We start from the raw sequence: 15,116 nt of genomic DNA, 5'->3' as shown, positions 1-15,116 counted from the left end.
GTTTCTAAAAGAAGTAAAAAAGTTTTTACAACTCAAAGTCAATCAACTGTTTTTCAATCTCAGATTTTCTACTCTCCAAAGTAGCTTTCAGATGATTTGTTACCAAATGAATCAAATTCGTATTGGTCGTTATAAACGATAAATTTTGAGAATCTCTAATCTCAAAGTTTGCCGAATCAGACTGATTGTACTTGAATTTATTCAGTTCAGTTAAAGTATCAGACAATCGTGTTCTTTGATGTGCCAAGCCTTTGAGTTGTTCAAATTTCTGCATTCTGTCATCTAAATTAATCACAGAAGTTTCTGATTTTGGAATTGATGTACTTTTAACAGGCTGTACATTAACTGATTTGCCAATTGTTTGTTCTGCAAGTTTCTTTTGCACTTCTTTTTTAACGGTTACTGTTTCTTTTTTACTTGTTCCGTTTTTTGTTACTGTTGTTGCCATCTTTTAAAATTTTAAGTTAAACATTTTAGTACATGACAAAAAATATAATTAATTGATTATCAGTAAATTAAATGTTAAATAATTAAAATAAAGCATTGATTTTCAGTATATTAGAAGAATAACATCACTCATTTTTCTAATGAAAAAAACCAATGCTTCCACTAAAAGTAGTGAATTAAATTCAGTTTTAAGTTCTCATTTCCAAGGTAAGATCAATTTGGCAAGAATCAAACTCATATCACATTTCATTATCGCCCTCTGTAAGGTACAGACAGTTACCTTTGAAAAGGTAGCCAACGCTTTTGAGACCTCAGTAGATTCGAAGTCATCACTCAGACGTATTCAAAGATTTATTGCTGATTATTCGTTGGATGGAGATTTGATCGCTCGTCTTATATTTAGTCTCCTTCCTAAGCAAGAGGGATTGATCTTGAGTATTGATAGGACCAATTGGAAGTTTGGTCAGACCAACATCAACATTTTTAAGTTGGGAGTTGTCTATAAAGGTGTTGCCTTCCCATTGTTATTTACTATGTTAGATAAGCCAGGGAACTCTAACAGTCAGGAGCGTATTGATCTTGTGAATCGTTTCATAAGACTTTTTGGCAAAGATGTTATTAAATCCATTGTAGCCGATAGAGAGTTTGTAGGTAATCATTGGTTGGATTTCTTGAATACAAATGGAATCAAATATTATATCCGCATTCGAAACAACTTTAAGGTAGAGCTTCCTGATAAGAACAAAACCATCAAAGTATTTCACTTGTTTAATCCACATAAGATCAATGAGTTTGTGTATTATCCTAAAATTGTACGTGTTAATGGTCAGCTTTGTTTCCTTTCCGGATGCAAGTTGTACCCAAAAAATGGAAAGCCTGATTTCTTAATCATTGTATCGTTCAACGCTCCTGATAAGGCCTTTGAACAATACAAAGAACGATGGCAGATAGAGATGTGTTTTAAAGCAATGAAAGCCAGTGGCTTTGATATTGAAAACACACACCTGCAAGATATTAAGCGTATTGAAAAATTAGTACTGCTTGTAATGATGGCTTTCGTATGGTGTTACAAAGTTGGTATATATTTACATCAGATTAAGCCTATCAAAATAAAAAAGCATGGAAGAATGGCTAAAAGCATATTCAAATATGGATTAGATTATATCGCTTCTGTGCTATTAAACCCTGTAAATCAAAACAATATGAACTTGACTAAATTTTTGTCATGTACTTAGGTTAAACATTTTATTTTTTGTTTGGTTGCTGTTGGCGACAGCAACTCCAAAACAGGGCATTTACAGCCGAAGCAGATGGACAAGGCAAGACAGTATCGGTTATTTTTTTGCAAAAAAAATGTTCGGACTCCCGAAGGGCTTGGTCTTGCAAAGCGTTGGATAGAGGCTACTTTTGACCTGTGCCGGAATTTGGGGTCAACAGCAACACGGATTTAAAAATGTTTTCTTTTTTTAAAAAAATGTAAGAAACGAAAAAACGAAATGGAAAAAATATCGATTGTACAAAAAAAAGTTTAAAAACTAACGCTCCAAATCAGTTTCACGACTGGGCTGTTTGGTTTTGTCCAAGATATCAAGCCGAGATCTGTTGCGTTTTTCCAAACCTTGCATAAAACCCTCCATTTCGGCACGTAACTGCCAAAGATTCTTATTTGTGAGTTTCAATTTTTCGTATCTTTTTTTAAGGGCTTCTAATTTTTCTTTGGGAGCAAACACCGCAGATACAAAGCCTTTATTATGGTAATACTTATAATCTTTTTTCTGCCACCACATCAGCGTTCTTGTTCTGGTTCATCTTTCTGTTGTGCTTTGATATACGCTAATTTTTCCTGTCTCTTTTTGATTTCAAGATACTCGATAAAATCAATTGGTTTTTGAGGAGCTTCAGGATGACGATTCTCGTGTGCTAATCGAAAGCTACGCTGAATATCACCACAACGAGCACAAGCAAAATGGAGACTCTCTTCATCAGGATAGCCCACATGGTCACAGTTATAAAATCCCTCATAACCATTGGTGTTAGGAATATTTCCGCATTTACAAATCCACCATTGTTTTTTCTTTTTCCTAAACATCACCGCTCTTTTTCATTTTTGCCTTGTTCTTTTTGTTGTTTCGCTTTGATTTGCGCCAGTTTAGCTTTGCGAGCTTGCTGTTTTTGTTTGGCTTGGGTAATTTTTTCTCGATTTTTTTGAATCTGCTGTTCCGCTTCAAGTAATCCTTTTTTGTAAGCTGGAACGTGTTCCATTTTCTTGATACGTTCAAGCAGACTCGGAGCAGCGAGAGCTAAAATATAGCCATGATTCATCCCCAGAGCAGTCAAAGCGGCTTCTTTTTGCGTTGGTGTTTTCATATTTGTTTGATTTAAAATTTATACGTGTTTTTTTCTAAAAATTCCATGATACTCTTACGAGAATAAAGGATGACTTTCCGACTGGGTTGTGAGAATACAATTTTGCCCTCATCGCGGTAAGTTTGGAGCGTAGTCTTAGATTTTATATTGAGGAGTCGCATGGCTTCGGTACTATCGATCCACTCATCAGGAATGATTTCTTTGCTTTTGACATACGCCACCATTTCATCGAGTAAGGCGTAGTAAGCTTCTTCTTGTATACAAATAACTTTCATAAGATTCTATTTTTTGGTTTAACATTGTTTTTGAGCTACCTCCTCGAAAATATTGCTTGAAAAAGGCGAACAATAACGCCTACAATCCATTGCAGAAATTTCCAGAGTACAACAAATAAGCCTTGTAATAATTTTCCGAGAAAATCAGCGAGTCCGTGCAGAAATGGTGTTATTATTTTTCCAAATGCACTGACAAAACTATTTACCAAGGTTCTTACGGGTTTTGGGAATAAGAGTCCCAGGAGAAACAGGAGGAGTAAAATTGAGATCATAATTTATAATTTTGAGCGTTTGACTAAAGTTTTATTTTTGAAATAGGGTTTCATCTTGAGTTTCATGGGGCGATACCGACTGCATAAAAACAGGCAGTAATCTTTGTTTAAAGTTCTGACTTCATCTGGAGTCAAGAGATGACGACTGATTCGGTGTTTGGGCGCAGTGGTATCAAAAAAATTGGTTTGGGTTTGGCTGTAGAGTTCGGTCGTTGTTCCCAAACTCCGACTGACAATCTCTGCTGAATGGGGAGGGCAATCCTGGCAGAATAATTTTATGAGATTATCCAAAATAATTTGAGCTTTTTCTTTCCCATAAGCGACCTGCAATTGTTGAATACTTTGCAGAATGACTGAGATACTCACTCTTCGTTTGGCAATGACACTAATGATACGGTGAAAATCCATTATATGGTACGAAGCGAACTCATCTAACATCAAAAACACTTGATTCCCCGTTCCAACCATTAGGGCTTCGAATAATTGCTGAAAAAAGACCGAAAAAAAGGCACTGAAAAATGGGATTTTATCTTCTCTGGTATGCAGGTATAAAATCGTTTTTCGTTCTCTAAGGGCTAAAAAATCAAAGGTGGTTTGAGCACCGATATGCTTGAGTACAGGATCAGAAAAGGCATACAAGGCACTGTGTACCGTCGCCAAAATACTTAATCTTACCTTTTCCGAATTTGCCAGAAATGCCATATACTCATCGAAGTCTGCATCATCGAGTGCATTCTCTATCAAGGCTGAAACTTCATCTTGGGAATGACCAAGTTTGTTCACTAATTGATAAACAAATGCAACGGTGCGATTTTCAGGATTCATGACTCTGACCACCGCCAGAAATAACAGGGTAACCAGAGCAATACTCCCCTCTGTCCAAAAGGCATCATCGTTAGAATCCTTATATGTAGCACCAATGATAGCCTGCGCCGTCAATCGAGCGGTGTTCTTGTCATGGATTCCATCCAAAAAATTAATCTGCTGACTCTGCTGATATTGCTCCATATCAAAGGAGAAAACAGAATAGCCTTGACTGATAAACCAGTTTTGTGACTTGGATCGGATTTCTTGACTCGGGTCAAAAATGACCATTCCCATTGGGTCAGACCACCGACGCAAGCAATTATTAAGCAGATAGCGACTGGTTTTCCCCATGCGGGTAGGAGCGATTACGCCAATATGAGCATTTGTCATTTCTACATTCAGCCGCAAGTCATTGGCAATATATACGCCTTTGTTTCGGGTTCTCAGCACTTTGCGACGCTCAGCGGCATTTGCCCACTGGGCTGAGCCATGAGAGTGTTTCTGGTCATAGCCAAATAAAATATCTTCTAAATTCATTTTTCTAAGGTGTTTAATTGTTTTTCTTGGGGTTCTTGTTTGTGTTTGAGTTGTTCGAGTTCAAAAGAGCGTACAAACTGTTTCAGGTTGTATATATCGAGGTTCAGGCGTTTCCAGCGATACTTTTTTCCGTCAATCAATACCCCATACAGCGATTACGATATTGGTACGTTTCAATACCTTGCTGTTTAAGAGCGATTAAAAAGGCTTCTTTGTCCGGGTATTGTTTCCCTATATCAACCAGAGTTTTCCGAATGGAATCGAGTTGAGAAATTTTCCTTCGTCTTTTTACTCGGAGTGATCCGTCACTTTCTTTGAATTTTTGCGGCAGAGGAATCCCTGTCAGGCTTGATTTGGCAACCTCTTTTCCTGACAGATGAAGCAAACTCTGTTTTAACTCTGGAAAATTTTGCTGCTGAAACCGATCCATTTCTTGCTTGATTGCTCGCAAGCGAGGTTTGGAAATCCGTGAAGATTTTCCCGATCCAAATTTTGAGGCCGATACCATGAAATGAACATGATAATTAGCTCGATCAAAGTGCGGTCTGGCAAACACGATTTTTTTATCCGCTTCAATTTCTTCACAAAATTTCTGCGCAATGGTAAAGAGTTTTTCACTATTTAAGCGGCGTTTTTCCTGTGGGTGAAACGAAATAATATAATGCCCAATTCCATTGCGATTTTTTCGCTTCGGAATGAGTGTATTATTCCGCTGAAAATCCTCAGCAATGGCTCGCATGGTCTCCCCATTCGTATTATATCGAATGGCAAAATCAGGTTCATTTTCCAATAATTCTCGCCCTTGATTAATATAAGTCGCAAGTTGAAAGAGTCCGGGATTGCTTAATTTTCTATGAAGCATTTTAATGAGCATTTGGGATAAGATGAATAGGTTTAAAGACAATTTTTGGGGTTTGATAAAACTGGTCTAAAACCGTTTCCATCTGTCGAAACTCTCGTGCCAAGGCTTCTAAATGCTGATTATCAATTTGTTTGTGAATACGACTGGCTTTGACCAATTGATTTACATTGTTGGCAGATCTTCTAATCAACAATTTGGTATCTGCTAAGATTGGATTCGGTGGTAAATAGATATCGCTTTCGATGTAGGCCAAAACGGCTTTGCGACTCAATACCCCAATCCCTTCGCCGTATTGTTTGGCAATTTGTTTGAGTTGTTGGTATTCCGTCTTGGAACAGACAAGTTCAATACGCTTTATACGACCTCGAAGTTCACGTTGATACGCACGGGCATAGTGTTTTTTGAAATCCGCTCGTACTTGCATTTTTTCTTTATCGGTAAGAACTTCAAAAGAAATACGGTGCTGCAATAGATACTGTTGAAAGGTCAACATAGAAAAATTGGGTTTAGAAAAATTTCTTGGAAAAAAAATTCCCAAGAAGGTATCGGGTTGTATCATAATTTGGATGTTCAACTCAAGGGAAAATTTTGATTATTAGGTTTTGATAAAATTTGAACCAACTGATACTTGAGCTCCCTTGGCTTCGAGTATTTCCGAAAAAACACGACTCACAATCGAAAATTTACGATCGGTTTGGAGCGTTGGTTGATACACTACATAGACTTCAATTCCTTGGAGACTACCAAGTCCATTCATCTTTTGAGTAATAAATTGCGTTGCTTCTTGCTCAAAAACTGTAAGATTAGCTGTTCTTCGATAAACACTGTACTCGTGATCGTTATGGAACAAATCGGAATAAATCACCAAGATTTTTTTGTCTGCCTGAGAGTTTTCCAAGCGTTGTAATTCTCGTACGATTGGCGTGAATAAGTTTGAGGCAGGTTTTCCCTGTGAAGCCGTTTTCAGTTTTGTTAAAATGGAGTCAATTTGTTGCCCGAATTGTCGAATATGTGCCTCTCGGACATATCGTTGGTACTCAGCATCAGATACAAACGGGAGAGAAATGTGCCAGGTATGTTCTAATGAAACATCGGATAAAAAACGGGTTCGGGCTCGACCGTAATTTAGTGGTGATGTATTGAGTTCAAATAAGTCAACAATATCGTTTGCCTGAATATCCATGGTTTGATGGTCAAAACTCCCCGTATTATCGTTCACAATGGTAAATTCTACTTGTTGACGGACGTACTCATGACATCCAGAGAGCAATAAGCACAGAATAAATAATTTAAGAGATAAGAATAGGTGTCGTGTTTTCATGATGAAAATGGTTTTTATTTGGTGTTACAATAGGTTTTTTTTGCTGTGTTACAGATCTGTCAGGATAGACCAACGGTTGAAAACCTTGAAATGGGTTTGAAATGTCTGGTAACGTATCAATGGTCAAAAACAATTTTTCGTCGCGTTCTTCACGTTGGTTATTAATTCCATCAATGTAGATGGCCACCAAAGATTTGTACTGACTATTGGTTTGTCCCCAAAAGGCGATACAAGTGTGATAAAAGCTGTGATACTGAGCTTCTACCTTTTGGAGTTCTTGATCTGCATTGGCTTTTTGTTGAAGCAACGCATCAATTATTGTTTGTGAAGTTCTAGAAACTCGTTGTTCTTCTTGGAGTTGCTCTTTGGGCAAGTGGTCTCGAAGGCGTTCTTCTCTTCTGAGACGTTTGCGAATGGTATTTACCTGGCGTTTTTTTGATCGCCAAGTTCTGTTTTCTCTAAATTCCTGTAAGGATGGAAATAGCAGATAATGGACAAAAGCCAATGCTACAAATAGCATTACTGAGAGCAAAGCGAATTGCTCAGGAGAGATATTTTGAAGTTTTGCTCCATTCGCAATATCTTTGGCAACTAAAGAAGAACGAAACCCTCCAATGACAAACATGGCTTTGTAGACCAATGCCGCAGTAAGAATTCCTACAACAGCTCGTAATCCTATCGGGATTTTTTTCTCATGGAAAATTTCTGCCAAAAAAATTCCGCAAAAGATAAGAGCCAAAGCAATGGAAATGGCTGGGAAAATTTTCTCCTGCTCCGTAACCCCTGTTATGGCTAAAGCATTAGAAATAAAAATAGCATCACCAAATCCGATAATCAATGAAAAAATCACCACGCAAATGACTCGCCACCAGAGGCGATGCCGAGGAAGTGATAATAATTCTTTGAGATGCGTTTCGAGCGAGGTTCTCAAAATTTGTATCCGACCCGTTGAAGCAACTTGTTTGTCAGCAAAATTTGTTTTGATAGTCGCCAGTTTGTCTTTGAGTTCTGTTTCTATTTCTAGAACTTTAGTATTTACGCGTTGGGTAACTTCACAATGGCACTGATAGATATGCGATGCGTTAGATTGTAAATCAAACAAAACATTTGAAAGTTGTTCTGCGGCTTTATACAGAAAAGTTTCGGCTGAAAAAAAGATATACTTCACAAAAGGAAGTTGTTCTAGTACTTGGTCTGTAGGTGGGTTTTGAGTAGCCGCAACTTGAGCTGCTTCTATGACATCATCTTGAAGAAGAGCAAAACTCTTGGCGAGTAATTTTCTGATTTTAGGAATAATTTTGTAGTTTCTATAGATTCCGAACATATGGTTAAAGTTTTGTTGTGAAATAATTCACGATTTTTTGTTTTTGAAAAAGAGGCGAAGACAATTCGCCTCTCTGATTAATCTTTGTCTAGAAATTGATTGAGTATCATTTCTGTAGACTTAAATTCAGTAGAAGCTTTTTGCCCCTCATAAAATCCAAACCGATAAAAAATGGGTTGGTCAGATTTTACTTCTTCTTGGGGTTCTGCTTTGAACCCTGCTTGTAGTCCTTTTAGGTAATCTTGTTCTTGTGTTTTCATTCGTTCTAGTTTTTAATTCTTTGATATAATTTGTATCTTCACGGAGTAAAGTTTAAAGAAGCGACAGGCGAATTTCGCCTGTTGCCTTAAATACATTCAATTACTGATGACAACTAACAAAAGAATAATTCCTGCTAAAATTACCAATCGTAATAGGTTAGCTCTCAAGCCAAGTTCAATTGGGTAACGGTTGTGTTTTTTCATCTTTGTATATTTTTGATTTTCAGATACAAAAGCACAAATTTTTATGTTTAAAAGAAATTGCAGATCGCTTGCAGACCTAACCTTTTTTGAGTTTTTTTTGCAATTTAATTGCAAAAAAAAAATCGAATATAAATCGAATCGTATTATACTTTTTTTGCCAAATATTCGACAAACCTATCGGGTAAAATTGTAGCAGAAACTTTAATTAGGTAATAGTTAGTTCTTTTTAAAAGTTCGAAGTTATTTTTTCTCAAATTCTTTGGAATATTAAACTCTTTTAACCCAGAGTGCATTTCGATATACCTACTGGGTTTTTCAGGAAATTCTCCTGTGATTTCAATAACTCTCTGAGAAAAGAAATCTGCAAAACTTAATGTAAAAGCTAAACCTTTCAGATCAGGGTTTCTTTGTTTATATATCTTATTTTTCCATTTAACCATCTTTTTAATCTCATTATCAATTTTTTCAATTCCCTTTTTGCCAATGATATCAATTGTTTCATCTGTTGTGTAAGGAATTCCTTGATAGAGGCACGGCCCATCAATAAGATTTTCGTTAATAAATTCGAATCGCTTACTTTTTTCTTTTTTTGACATTTTGGATAAGTAGCTAAGGGCTACTAATAATATTGTAAATTTGCTTAAATGTCAAACTAGTATGTCGGGAAATAGAGAAAACCTTAGAGATTGTTTTATTCGACGAAAAAAAAGCAAAGAACACAAAGCGAAAGATGTTAATAATGTAGTAATTGACATTTTGAATGCATTAAGGAAGTATTATCAAAATATAGAAAAGTTTGATATATCTGAAATAGAAGATTCAATAAAAAGACGCTTTAGTGAAGAAGTTAGCAGACACATTATAGAAGGTACTGAGATAAGAAGGCTTGATAACAGACCTAATGCGATTGTAGACGATGCACACATAACAAGATTTTCAGACGGAGGGTCGATAGGAACTGGATTGAGATCTGATTTTCTCCATATTTATTGTGGATTTGCTGGAGATTTGAGTTTTGAAGAGTCCAAACAAAGTTTATTTGATTTTTTCAAAATTGGGAAATATGAGAACTATTTTAAAGATAAACACTTATTGCCTTTTTTAGAGACAGACATAAACAAGGGTCTAAAACCAGTAGAAACTCAGAACCCAACACAAAAGGGCATTTCTCTCATTAAAACGCTGACTTCGAAAATAAGTAGTACCCTAATAATCATTATTTCTGTTATATCTCTATTAGGAGTCATTTCCTTTTATCTACTTAACCCAAATACAGAAAATAATTTTAAAGAAATTGAGCAAGGTAAAGTTAAAATCAATCCCCCCATTGAGGTAAAAACTACTTTTCCATTGAAAGAAAACAAGGAGAAGAAGTTAAGAATTTTGGTTACTAGGTTTCTACCTTTTGAAGATGGAAAAGAAAGTTTTAATTGTCCTGGTGCTAGAATTACTGAAGAAATAAACGATGTCGCTTTAAAGAAAAAACTGCCTGTAATAGCGATATATCGAGAAGATGTCAGTTCTCCTACAGATACGATATCATCAAAAATAATAATAAGTAAACATAATGCGGACTTATTACTTTGGGGTAGATTGGGTAAATCAATGACTTGCGGTACAGGAGAGCTTTGTTTTAGGAGTACACCGTCAGATAGTCTGCTAAATTTTATTAATCCTATAAAAAAGAGGTTTGCAGAAATGAACCCCTTAAAATCAAGTTATATCCCAAATAATCTTCGTATTGATCATAATGATGAAATTCGCATCAAAGGGAAAAAATTAGATGTTTGGTTACGATTACTCGTAGCAGAAAGATTTGGGAAAGAAAAACCTGATTTATTATTTGTTGATTCTAGTCTTTCTAGAGAAGAGCAAGCTGAAGAATGGTTTGAAATATCGAACCTTTCGTTATCAAGTCGTTATCGTATAGATGCTCTGAATAAGGCACTCTATCTAAATCCAAATCACTTAGATGTTTTAAAAAGGCTATGCAACATTACGAATCAAATAAAATACTGCGATCAGTTATTGAAAAAGGAATATAATAGTGACAACCTTTTATTAAGGTCTCGTGCAAAACTGAATCAATTTGTCTATTCAGGGTTTGGTGTCACTGGATTACGAAAAATTAATTATAAATCAGCTTTAGATGATTTTTATGAAGCTGTTAAATTAGACTCAACAAAAATAAAATCTTTAAGTTTTTTGATTCCGATAAAAACTTTATTAGGTAGCTCGTTAGGTGGAGAAATGTCTAGCTTCATACCAGAAAACGAACTTAAAAAACACTTAGATAAGTTATTGTCTCTGGCATTGAAAAACTTTACTGATAATAAAATTACCAAGAAAGAATATGCTAAAATCTTATATGGTGTTTCTATAAAATGTCTTCTTCAAAAAACACTCGCCCAGCGGAAGTCATTTGATGTGGAATTGAGTAGTGTTTGATTAAAACACCCAAACGTTGTTTAGAAATTCTAAGAAAATCTGCCACATCGCCAAAAGCCAATATTTTTGGTCTATCCATAATTTTAATGGTATTCGAAAAACTACCAAGAAATAGTTGCATGGAATGAAATAGCTTGGTATGATAAAACCAAATGCCTTTACCGCCTTTTACTGCAAATGATTTTGATGAAGTTATCAAACACCTTTGTGATGCGGATAATGTTTTTGACCATCGGGAAAAGTCAAAACACTATGAATTTATCCAACGTTTGGTTGCTTTGCTCTATGATTGGTGTGATGAGGAGAAGAAACAGCTTTAAAATCAGCCCAAAAGAGCCTGATATTTCCCTTCGAATTGAGCAAATGGTTTGATTTTTGTTATCTTTGACATAAAATCAATTGGTAATGACTACGATAACGATAAAAAATAACGAAAAACTAACCCAAACGGAATTTGAGGCTATTGATGACATGCTGGAGTATTTCTTGCATAACCGTCCGGGAATTATTCTGCCATTGAATAATTATGAGTTAAATTCTAACCAAAAAAAGCAATGGGAAAAAGTAAACACAATGGATGAAAAAGATTTTGTTGACCTCAGATAGGTTATGAAAGTAGTTGAAATTGATGAAAGTATTGAGAAATACTTGCGAAAACGAAATATCCTCAAGCAATATTTAATTGCCAAAATGCACGCCGAAGCAGACCGGTTAAACCAAATTGATTTTAGAAAGCGACGACCGTATAAATATGAACGGTATTATTTCAAAATTAACAATAAGTATCGGGCTATTGGGAGATATAATGACAAAGGTACATTTGTTGTATTAGAAATTTCTGACCACCAAGAATAATGAACCTATTTTCTTCGATGTTTGAGTTTATCCTTTCTCGCCTGCTGAAAAGCCACAATATCTTCTTCAAAAAATATACGCCCTGACGAAGTTTTTTGAAATGGAATATTATAACGAGAAATAATGTAATTGAAGCGTTGGTGAGAAATTCCCAAGAAATTAGCAGCATCCGTATAGCCGAGGAGCTTTGGCCTGTCCATACCCATAATGATAGGTCAAAAACATTCCAAAAACAGTTGAGCAATTGAAAAAATTGATACAGTGAAATCAATGGGTTTACCACCAATGACTCCAAAAGATTTAGGCAAAGTGATTAAACTAATCTATGATATAGATAATATTTTCACTCATCATAGGAAATCAAAAAAACAAGTGTTAATGCAACGCTTGATTGCGTTTCTTTATGACTGGTGCGATGAGGAGAAAAAGCAACTTAATAGGTCAAACTAAAAACTGCCTTGGCGACAACCACCAGAATTTGGGTGCACCAGTATGATTTGGTTTCCAGACTGCCCAACAATACTGTTGTTTGGCAATACGAGCGTAATTACTCGTCTTGACTCCATACGGCCAGCAGGTCAATTCATCCAACGCATAGATAGCTGCCGGAGGTGTTTTGGTAAATTTGTGATACCGATTCGGATTACAAAGAGACCGCAGATTTAACAACATAGCTACCGAACCACCTGTTTTTCTAGTATGAATGAGAGCTTTCCGAATAAAAGCATCACCCAATCCATGTTTCCCATACGGAGGGTTGGTAATAATATGCTTGGCAAGTGGTTTGTCAGATTTTAGAAAATCCATACCCGAAATACCATAACCCCAATTACCTAAATCAGTAGAAACTACCTTATGACCTGCTTTTTCCAGTTCCATAGAAATAGCCCCTTTGCCACAAGCAGGCTCCCAAATAGAACCATCAAAAGATTCTACTGAGAGTAACGCCCGAACTGCTTCCGGTGGCGTGGGATAAAATTCCAGGTAGGCACGTTTGCCTGATTGCCGAGACCGATATTGAAGTGTGCTCATTATAAAAATGGGTTAAGAAATAAGAGCACTTTTCTCTCCAACCAGTCCTAAAAGCGAAAAGTCAAAAGAGGAACTCCGCAGAGCGGAGGCAAATCTTTGACTTTGAGAGAGGACTGGTACTTCCTAACAAGTGCGAATTTCTGTTCCCATTTTTAATGAGCTATTCTTCGGTCTCAAAAAATCTTGAAAAACTGTGTTTGACAGATTGAAGCGTTTTTATAGGATACTTTGGCTGTTCTTTTTGGCAACAATTCCCGTAATTATGATGGAGAGTTCCCATCAGGTGGTATGTAGTAGAGGTATCAAATATTCCTTTGAGGATTTCTCCCCAACGGACAATCTCGTCTAGAAGTGTTCGACTGGAGTCTTCGGTGTTCCACCACTCCTCCTTTTGTACTTCTGAATTCCCTTTAGTCCTTACTATAGGTGACATTTTAGGGGTTCGATTCTCTAATTCTTCTAAGGTTGGTATTTCAGTAAAAGCGCATCGCCAAAAAGCAGACAAAAGCTCCATTTGATGTGGGTTTATCAGAGTATCATCTAGGTGTTCAATTGTTTTTTCGATGTCCGTTATTTTTTGATCAATTTCAGCTTTGGAATAGGCTTTTTTTCTAGTGCTTGATTTTAGGAGTGTGATCTGGTCTTGAATCGTTTCATAGTCTTGCTGACATTTAAGAATCAAATCAGGGTGAGTCAAATATTCCAATTTTTTGAGAATCGCTTCGGCTTTTTGTCGGAGTTGTTCTCTTTGTGAGTTTTGTTCCTGTTGGAGTTGCTCTGTGGTATTAATTTTATGAAATAAATGAAGTTTGGCACTTTTCAGGAACACTTTGATAGCAGCAGGGTCAAAATCAATAGTCGTGAACAAATTCATAAGGATTTGCTGTAATTGGTTTGGATTAACAGAGATTTGTTTGTGTCCTCGATTACAGAAATAAAGAGGAAATCGTTTGCCTGATCGTCCAGTAGAAGCTCCAGCTTTTAGAGGCTTATTACAGTGAGAGCATCGAATCAGTCCCTTGTAAGGAAAATCAGGGTTATTGGTACGATAAGTTCGTTTTTGGTGTGATCGCTTATCAAATAATTTCCAACCTGTTGAATTATTATTGTCTTTGACAATAGTATATCTGTCTTGATTGGCAGCGTTCCAGAGTTCGATATCGATGAGTTTGGGAGATTGCGATGGTACAAGGTGGTAATGAGTCCATTTTTCACAAACAAAGCCTGCATAGATGGGACGACGAACATAATTCCAGAATTGTTTAGGCGTAATTGGTTTTTGCCCTGAAGTGCCGATGATTCTGCTTCGGTCGGTATTCCAGACTTGGCGGATTCGAGAGCGGTAGCCCTGTGCATTGAGTTTGTCGCAAGCAGTACGAGTGGTAATGATGCCTTGGTGTACCTGACTGGCGAGTTGATACATTAGTCTAATATATTGGGCTTCGTTGAGCAAAATTTTGAGAATGGTTCGTTTTTTACCTGTGTTGGGGTTAAAAAACTTGGTGTTCTCAAAGCCGTAGGGAGCGGAGCGGTTTTGGAAACCTTGTTGGACGTATTCTATTTGTTTCTCTACAAACCGCTGTAAGATTTGTCTGACTTCACTTAAAGAACGTTCCGCTCGTTGAATTTCGTTTTCCTGACTGGGGCTATAAGTACTCCAATCATATTGAAAATCATCACCAAATTTACCGCCACTGCCTTTAAGCATATTTCGTTCGGGTTGGATGATCCCCTCGACATCGACGAGCTGAATTCCCAAACTTTTCAGTTCTTCTTTGGCATAGGAGTAAAAAGCCCCACCTGCTCTGGTAAAGCGATCAATATTAGTAAAGCAACCATATTGGAGAGTGGATTGATGGAGTTTAGAAAATTCCAAAATGGCATCAAAGGTAGGGCGAGTACTTTTTCTCCCTGAATATTTTTCTCGAAATACTTTGATCTGATCTGCTGTAATCCCAAACGTATCAAATAAGAATTGTTTGGCTTTCCGTTCCTGAATCTCCAAACTATCTCCTTGTCCTTGTCCAGAGGAGGAAACACGGCAGTCGATCCAAGCTTTGTAAATGGTTTTATTCATGGAAAGAGGGATGAAGAACGTGTTCGGA

19 protein-coding genes and 1 pseudogene are annotated in these 15,116 nt (G+C 36.6%); 5 read left to right on the top strand and 15 right to left on the bottom strand.

Translation table 11 applies throughout. From position 1 onward, the window contains the following. Positions 1–25: 25 nt before the first annotated feature. Positions 26–448 (bottom strand): hypothetical protein, encoded by a 423-nt coding sequence (locus GKR88_02205; GenBank protein QMU63202.1) that lies wholly within the window; start codon positions 446–448, stop codon positions 26–28. 139 nt (positions 449–587) lie between these two features. Here GKR88_02205 and GKR88_02200 point away from each other — a divergent pair, with 139 nt between their 5' ends. Then, entirely contained in the window at positions 588–1,682 is a 1,095-nt protein-coding gene (locus GKR88_02200; protein ID QMU63201.1) for an IS4 family transposase, read from the top strand. Between the two features lie 300 nt (positions 1,683–1,982). Here the strand turns inward: GKR88_02200 and GKR88_02195 are convergent, their stop codons facing one another. From GKR88_02195 to GKR88_02145, 11 genes are all read right to left on the bottom strand, one after another. Then, the gene (locus GKR88_02195) at positions 1,983–2,234 is read right to left on the bottom strand and encodes a hypothetical protein (GenBank protein QMU63200.1); all 252 of its coding nucleotides are present in this window, start codon (positions 2,232–2,234) and stop codon (positions 1,983–1,985) included. Continuing rightward, positions 2,234–2,536, bottom strand: a complete 303-nt coding sequence (locus tag GKR88_02190; GenBank protein QMU63199.1) for a hypothetical protein — start codon at positions 2,534–2,536, stop codon at positions 2,234–2,236. The genes GKR88_02195 and GKR88_02190 overlap by 1 nt, the downstream gene beginning before the upstream one ends. Next, a complete protein-coding gene (locus GKR88_02185) occupies positions 2,536–2,814 on the bottom strand; it encodes a hypothetical protein (protein ID QMU63198.1) in 279 nt (92 codons plus the stop codon). Before GKR88_02185 ends, GKR88_02190 begins: the two co-directional genes overlap by 1 nt. An 11-nt stretch (positions 2,815–2,825) precedes the next feature. After that, positions 2,826–3,089, bottom strand: coding sequence for a helix-turn-helix domain-containing protein (locus tag GKR88_02180; protein ID QMU63197.1), 264 nt, complete (start codon positions 3,087–3,089; stop codon positions 2,826–2,828). Positions 3,090–3,364: 275 nt separating this feature from the next. Continuing rightward, the gene (locus tag GKR88_02175; GenBank protein QMU63196.1) at positions 3,365–4,705 is read right to left on the bottom strand and encodes a TraM recognition domain-containing protein; all 1,341 of its coding nucleotides are present in this window, start codon (positions 4,703–4,705) and stop codon (positions 3,365–3,367) included. Between the two features lie 136 nt (positions 4,706–4,841). Further along, positions 4,842–5,609: a relaxase/mobilization nuclease domain-containing protein gene (locus GKR88_02170; protein ID QMU63195.1), complete on the bottom strand. Its 768-nt coding sequence runs from the start codon at positions 5,607–5,609 to the stop codon at positions 4,842–4,844. Beyond that, the gene (locus GKR88_02165; protein QMU63194.1) at positions 5,569–6,141 is read right to left on the bottom strand and encodes a hypothetical protein; all 573 of its coding nucleotides are present in this window, start codon (positions 6,139–6,141) and stop codon (positions 5,569–5,571) included. The genes GKR88_02170 and GKR88_02165 overlap by 41 nt, the downstream gene beginning before the upstream one ends. 21 nt (positions 6,142–6,162) lie before the next feature. Further along, positions 6,163–6,888 carry a hypothetical protein gene (locus GKR88_02160; GenBank protein ID QMU63193.1) on the bottom strand — a complete coding sequence of 242 codons (726 nt, stop codon included), beginning with the start codon at positions 6,886–6,888 and terminating at the stop codon, positions 6,163–6,165. Continuing rightward, positions 6,857–8,212: a hypothetical protein gene (locus GKR88_02155; protein ID QMU63192.1), complete on the bottom strand. Its 1,356-nt coding sequence runs from the start codon at positions 8,210–8,212 to the stop codon at positions 6,857–6,859. The genes GKR88_02160 and GKR88_02155 overlap by 32 nt, the downstream gene beginning before the upstream one ends. A 77-nt stretch (positions 8,213–8,289) precedes the next feature. Beyond that, entirely contained in the window at positions 8,290–8,472 is a 183-nt protein-coding gene (locus GKR88_02150; protein ID QMU63191.1) for a hypothetical protein, read from the bottom strand. A gap of 347 nt (positions 8,473–8,819) precedes the next feature. After that, complete coding sequence (locus GKR88_02145) at positions 8,820–9,272, bottom strand: hypothetical protein (protein QMU63190.1); 453 nt, start codon at positions 9,270–9,272, stop codon at positions 8,820–8,822. A 61-nt stretch (positions 9,273–9,333) separates the two neighbouring features. Between GKR88_02145 and GKR88_02140 the strand changes: the two genes are divergently transcribed. From GKR88_02140 to GKR88_02125, 4 genes are all read left to right on the top strand, one after another. Continuing rightward, positions 9,334–11,124 (top strand): hypothetical protein, encoded by a 1,791-nt coding sequence (locus tag GKR88_02140; protein QMU63189.1) that lies wholly within the window; start codon positions 9,334–9,336, stop codon positions 11,122–11,124. Positions 11,125–11,276: 152 nt separating this feature from the next. Beyond that, entirely contained in the window at positions 11,277–11,444 is a 168-nt protein-coding gene (locus GKR88_02135; protein ID QMU63188.1) for a hypothetical protein, read from the top strand. Between the two features lie 85 nt (positions 11,445–11,529). Further along, a complete protein-coding gene (locus GKR88_02130; protein ID QMU63187.1) occupies positions 11,530–11,730 on the top strand; it encodes a hypothetical protein in 201 nt (66 codons plus the stop codon). A 3-nt stretch (positions 11,731–11,733) separates the two neighbouring features. Continuing rightward, positions 11,734–11,979, top strand: coding sequence for a hypothetical protein (locus GKR88_02125; protein QMU63186.1), 246 nt, complete (start codon positions 11,734–11,736; stop codon positions 11,977–11,979). A gap of 5 nt (positions 11,980–11,984) precedes the next feature. On the opposite strand, the gene GKR88_02120 is transcribed toward GKR88_02125, so the two are convergent. The 3 genes and pseudogenes from GKR88_02120 to GKR88_02110 all read right to left on the bottom strand — a co-directional run bounded on the left by GKR88_02120 (position 11,985) and on the right by GKR88_02110 (position 15,088). Further along, positions 11,985–12,179: a hypothetical protein gene (locus tag GKR88_02120; GenBank protein ID QMU63185.1), complete on the bottom strand. Its 195-nt coding sequence runs from the start codon at positions 12,177–12,179 to the stop codon at positions 11,985–11,987. Between the two features lie 304 nt (positions 12,180–12,483). Further along, positions 12,484–12,858, bottom strand: a pseudogene (locus GKR88_02115) (hypothetical protein). A 313-nt stretch (positions 12,859–13,171) separates the two neighbouring features. Continuing rightward, positions 13,172–15,088: a hypothetical protein gene (locus GKR88_02110; protein ID QMU63184.1), complete on the bottom strand. Its 1,917-nt coding sequence runs from the start codon at positions 15,086–15,088 to the stop codon at positions 13,172–13,174. Positions 15,089–15,116: the final 28 nt, after the last annotated feature.

The sequence above is a fragment of the Flavobacteriaceae bacterium genome (genome assembly GCA_014075215.1).
GTDB lineage: Bacteria > Bacteroidota > Bacteroidia > Flavobacteriales > Flavobacteriaceae > Polaribacter.
The sequence above is the reverse complement of the archived record's forward strand: the minus strand, read 5'-3'. Positions and strand labels throughout refer to the sequence as shown.

What these genes read in the sequence shown, in the direction of transcription:
- GKR88_02205 (QMU63202.1), bottom strand. Translation starts at nt 448, where the DNA reads ATGGCAACAACAGTAACAAAAAACGGAACAAGTAAAAAAGAAACAGTA.
- GKR88_02200 (QMU63201.1), top strand. Translation starts at nt 588, where the DNA reads ATGAAAAAAACCAATGCTTCCACTAAAAGTAGTGAATTAAATTCAGTT.
- GKR88_02195 (QMU63200.1), bottom strand. Translation starts at nt 2,234, where the DNA reads ATGTGGTGGCAGAAAAAAGATTATAAGTATTACCATAATAAAGGCTTT.
- GKR88_02190 (QMU63199.1), bottom strand. Translation starts at nt 2,536, where the DNA reads ATGTTTAGGAAAAAGAAAAAACAATGGTGGATTTGTAAATGCGGAAAT.
- GKR88_02185 (QMU63198.1), bottom strand. Translation starts at nt 2,814, where the DNA reads ATGAAAACACCAACGCAAAAAGAAGCCGCTTTGACTGCTCTGGGGATG.
- GKR88_02180 (QMU63197.1), bottom strand. Translation starts at nt 3,089, where the DNA reads ATGAAAGTTATTTGTATACAAGAAGAAGCTTACTACGCCTTACTCGAT.
- GKR88_02175 (QMU63196.1), bottom strand. Translation starts at nt 4,705, where the DNA reads ATGAATTTAGAAGATATTTTATTTGGCTATGACCAGAAACACTCTCAT.
- GKR88_02160 (QMU63193.1), bottom strand. Translation starts at nt 6,888, where the DNA reads ATGAAAACACGACACCTATTCTTATCTCTTAAATTATTTATTCTGTGC.
- GKR88_02155 (QMU63192.1), bottom strand. Translation starts at nt 8,212, where the DNA reads ATGTTCGGAATCTATAGAAACTACAAAATTATTCCTAAAATCAGAAAA.
- GKR88_02150 (QMU63191.1), bottom strand. Translation starts at nt 8,472, where the DNA reads ATGAAAACACAAGAACAAGATTACCTAAAAGGACTACAAGCAGGGTTC.
- GKR88_02145 (QMU63190.1), bottom strand. Translation starts at nt 9,272, where the DNA reads ATGTCAAAAAAAGAAAAAAGTAAGCGATTCGAATTTATTAACGAAAAT.
- GKR88_02140 (QMU63189.1), top strand. Translation starts at nt 9,334, where the DNA reads ATGTCGGGAAATAGAGAAAACCTTAGAGATTGTTTTATTCGACGAAAA.
- GKR88_02135 (QMU63188.1), top strand. Translation starts at nt 11,277, where the DNA reads ATGCCTTTACCGCCTTTTACTGCAAATGATTTTGATGAAGTTATCAAA.
- GKR88_02130 (QMU63187.1), top strand. Translation starts at nt 11,530, where the DNA reads ATGACTACGATAACGATAAAAAATAACGAAAAACTAACCCAAACGGAA.
- GKR88_02125 (QMU63186.1), top strand. Translation starts at nt 11,734, where the DNA reads ATGAAAGTAGTTGAAATTGATGAAAGTATTGAGAAATACTTGCGAAAA.
- GKR88_02120 (QMU63185.1), bottom strand. Translation starts at nt 12,179, where the DNA reads ATGGACAGGCCAAAGCTCCTCGGCTATACGGATGCTGCTAATTTCTTG.
- GKR88_02110 (QMU63184.1), bottom strand. Translation starts at nt 15,088, where the DNA reads ATGAATAAAACCATTTACAAAGCTTGGATCGACTGCCGTGTTTCCTCC.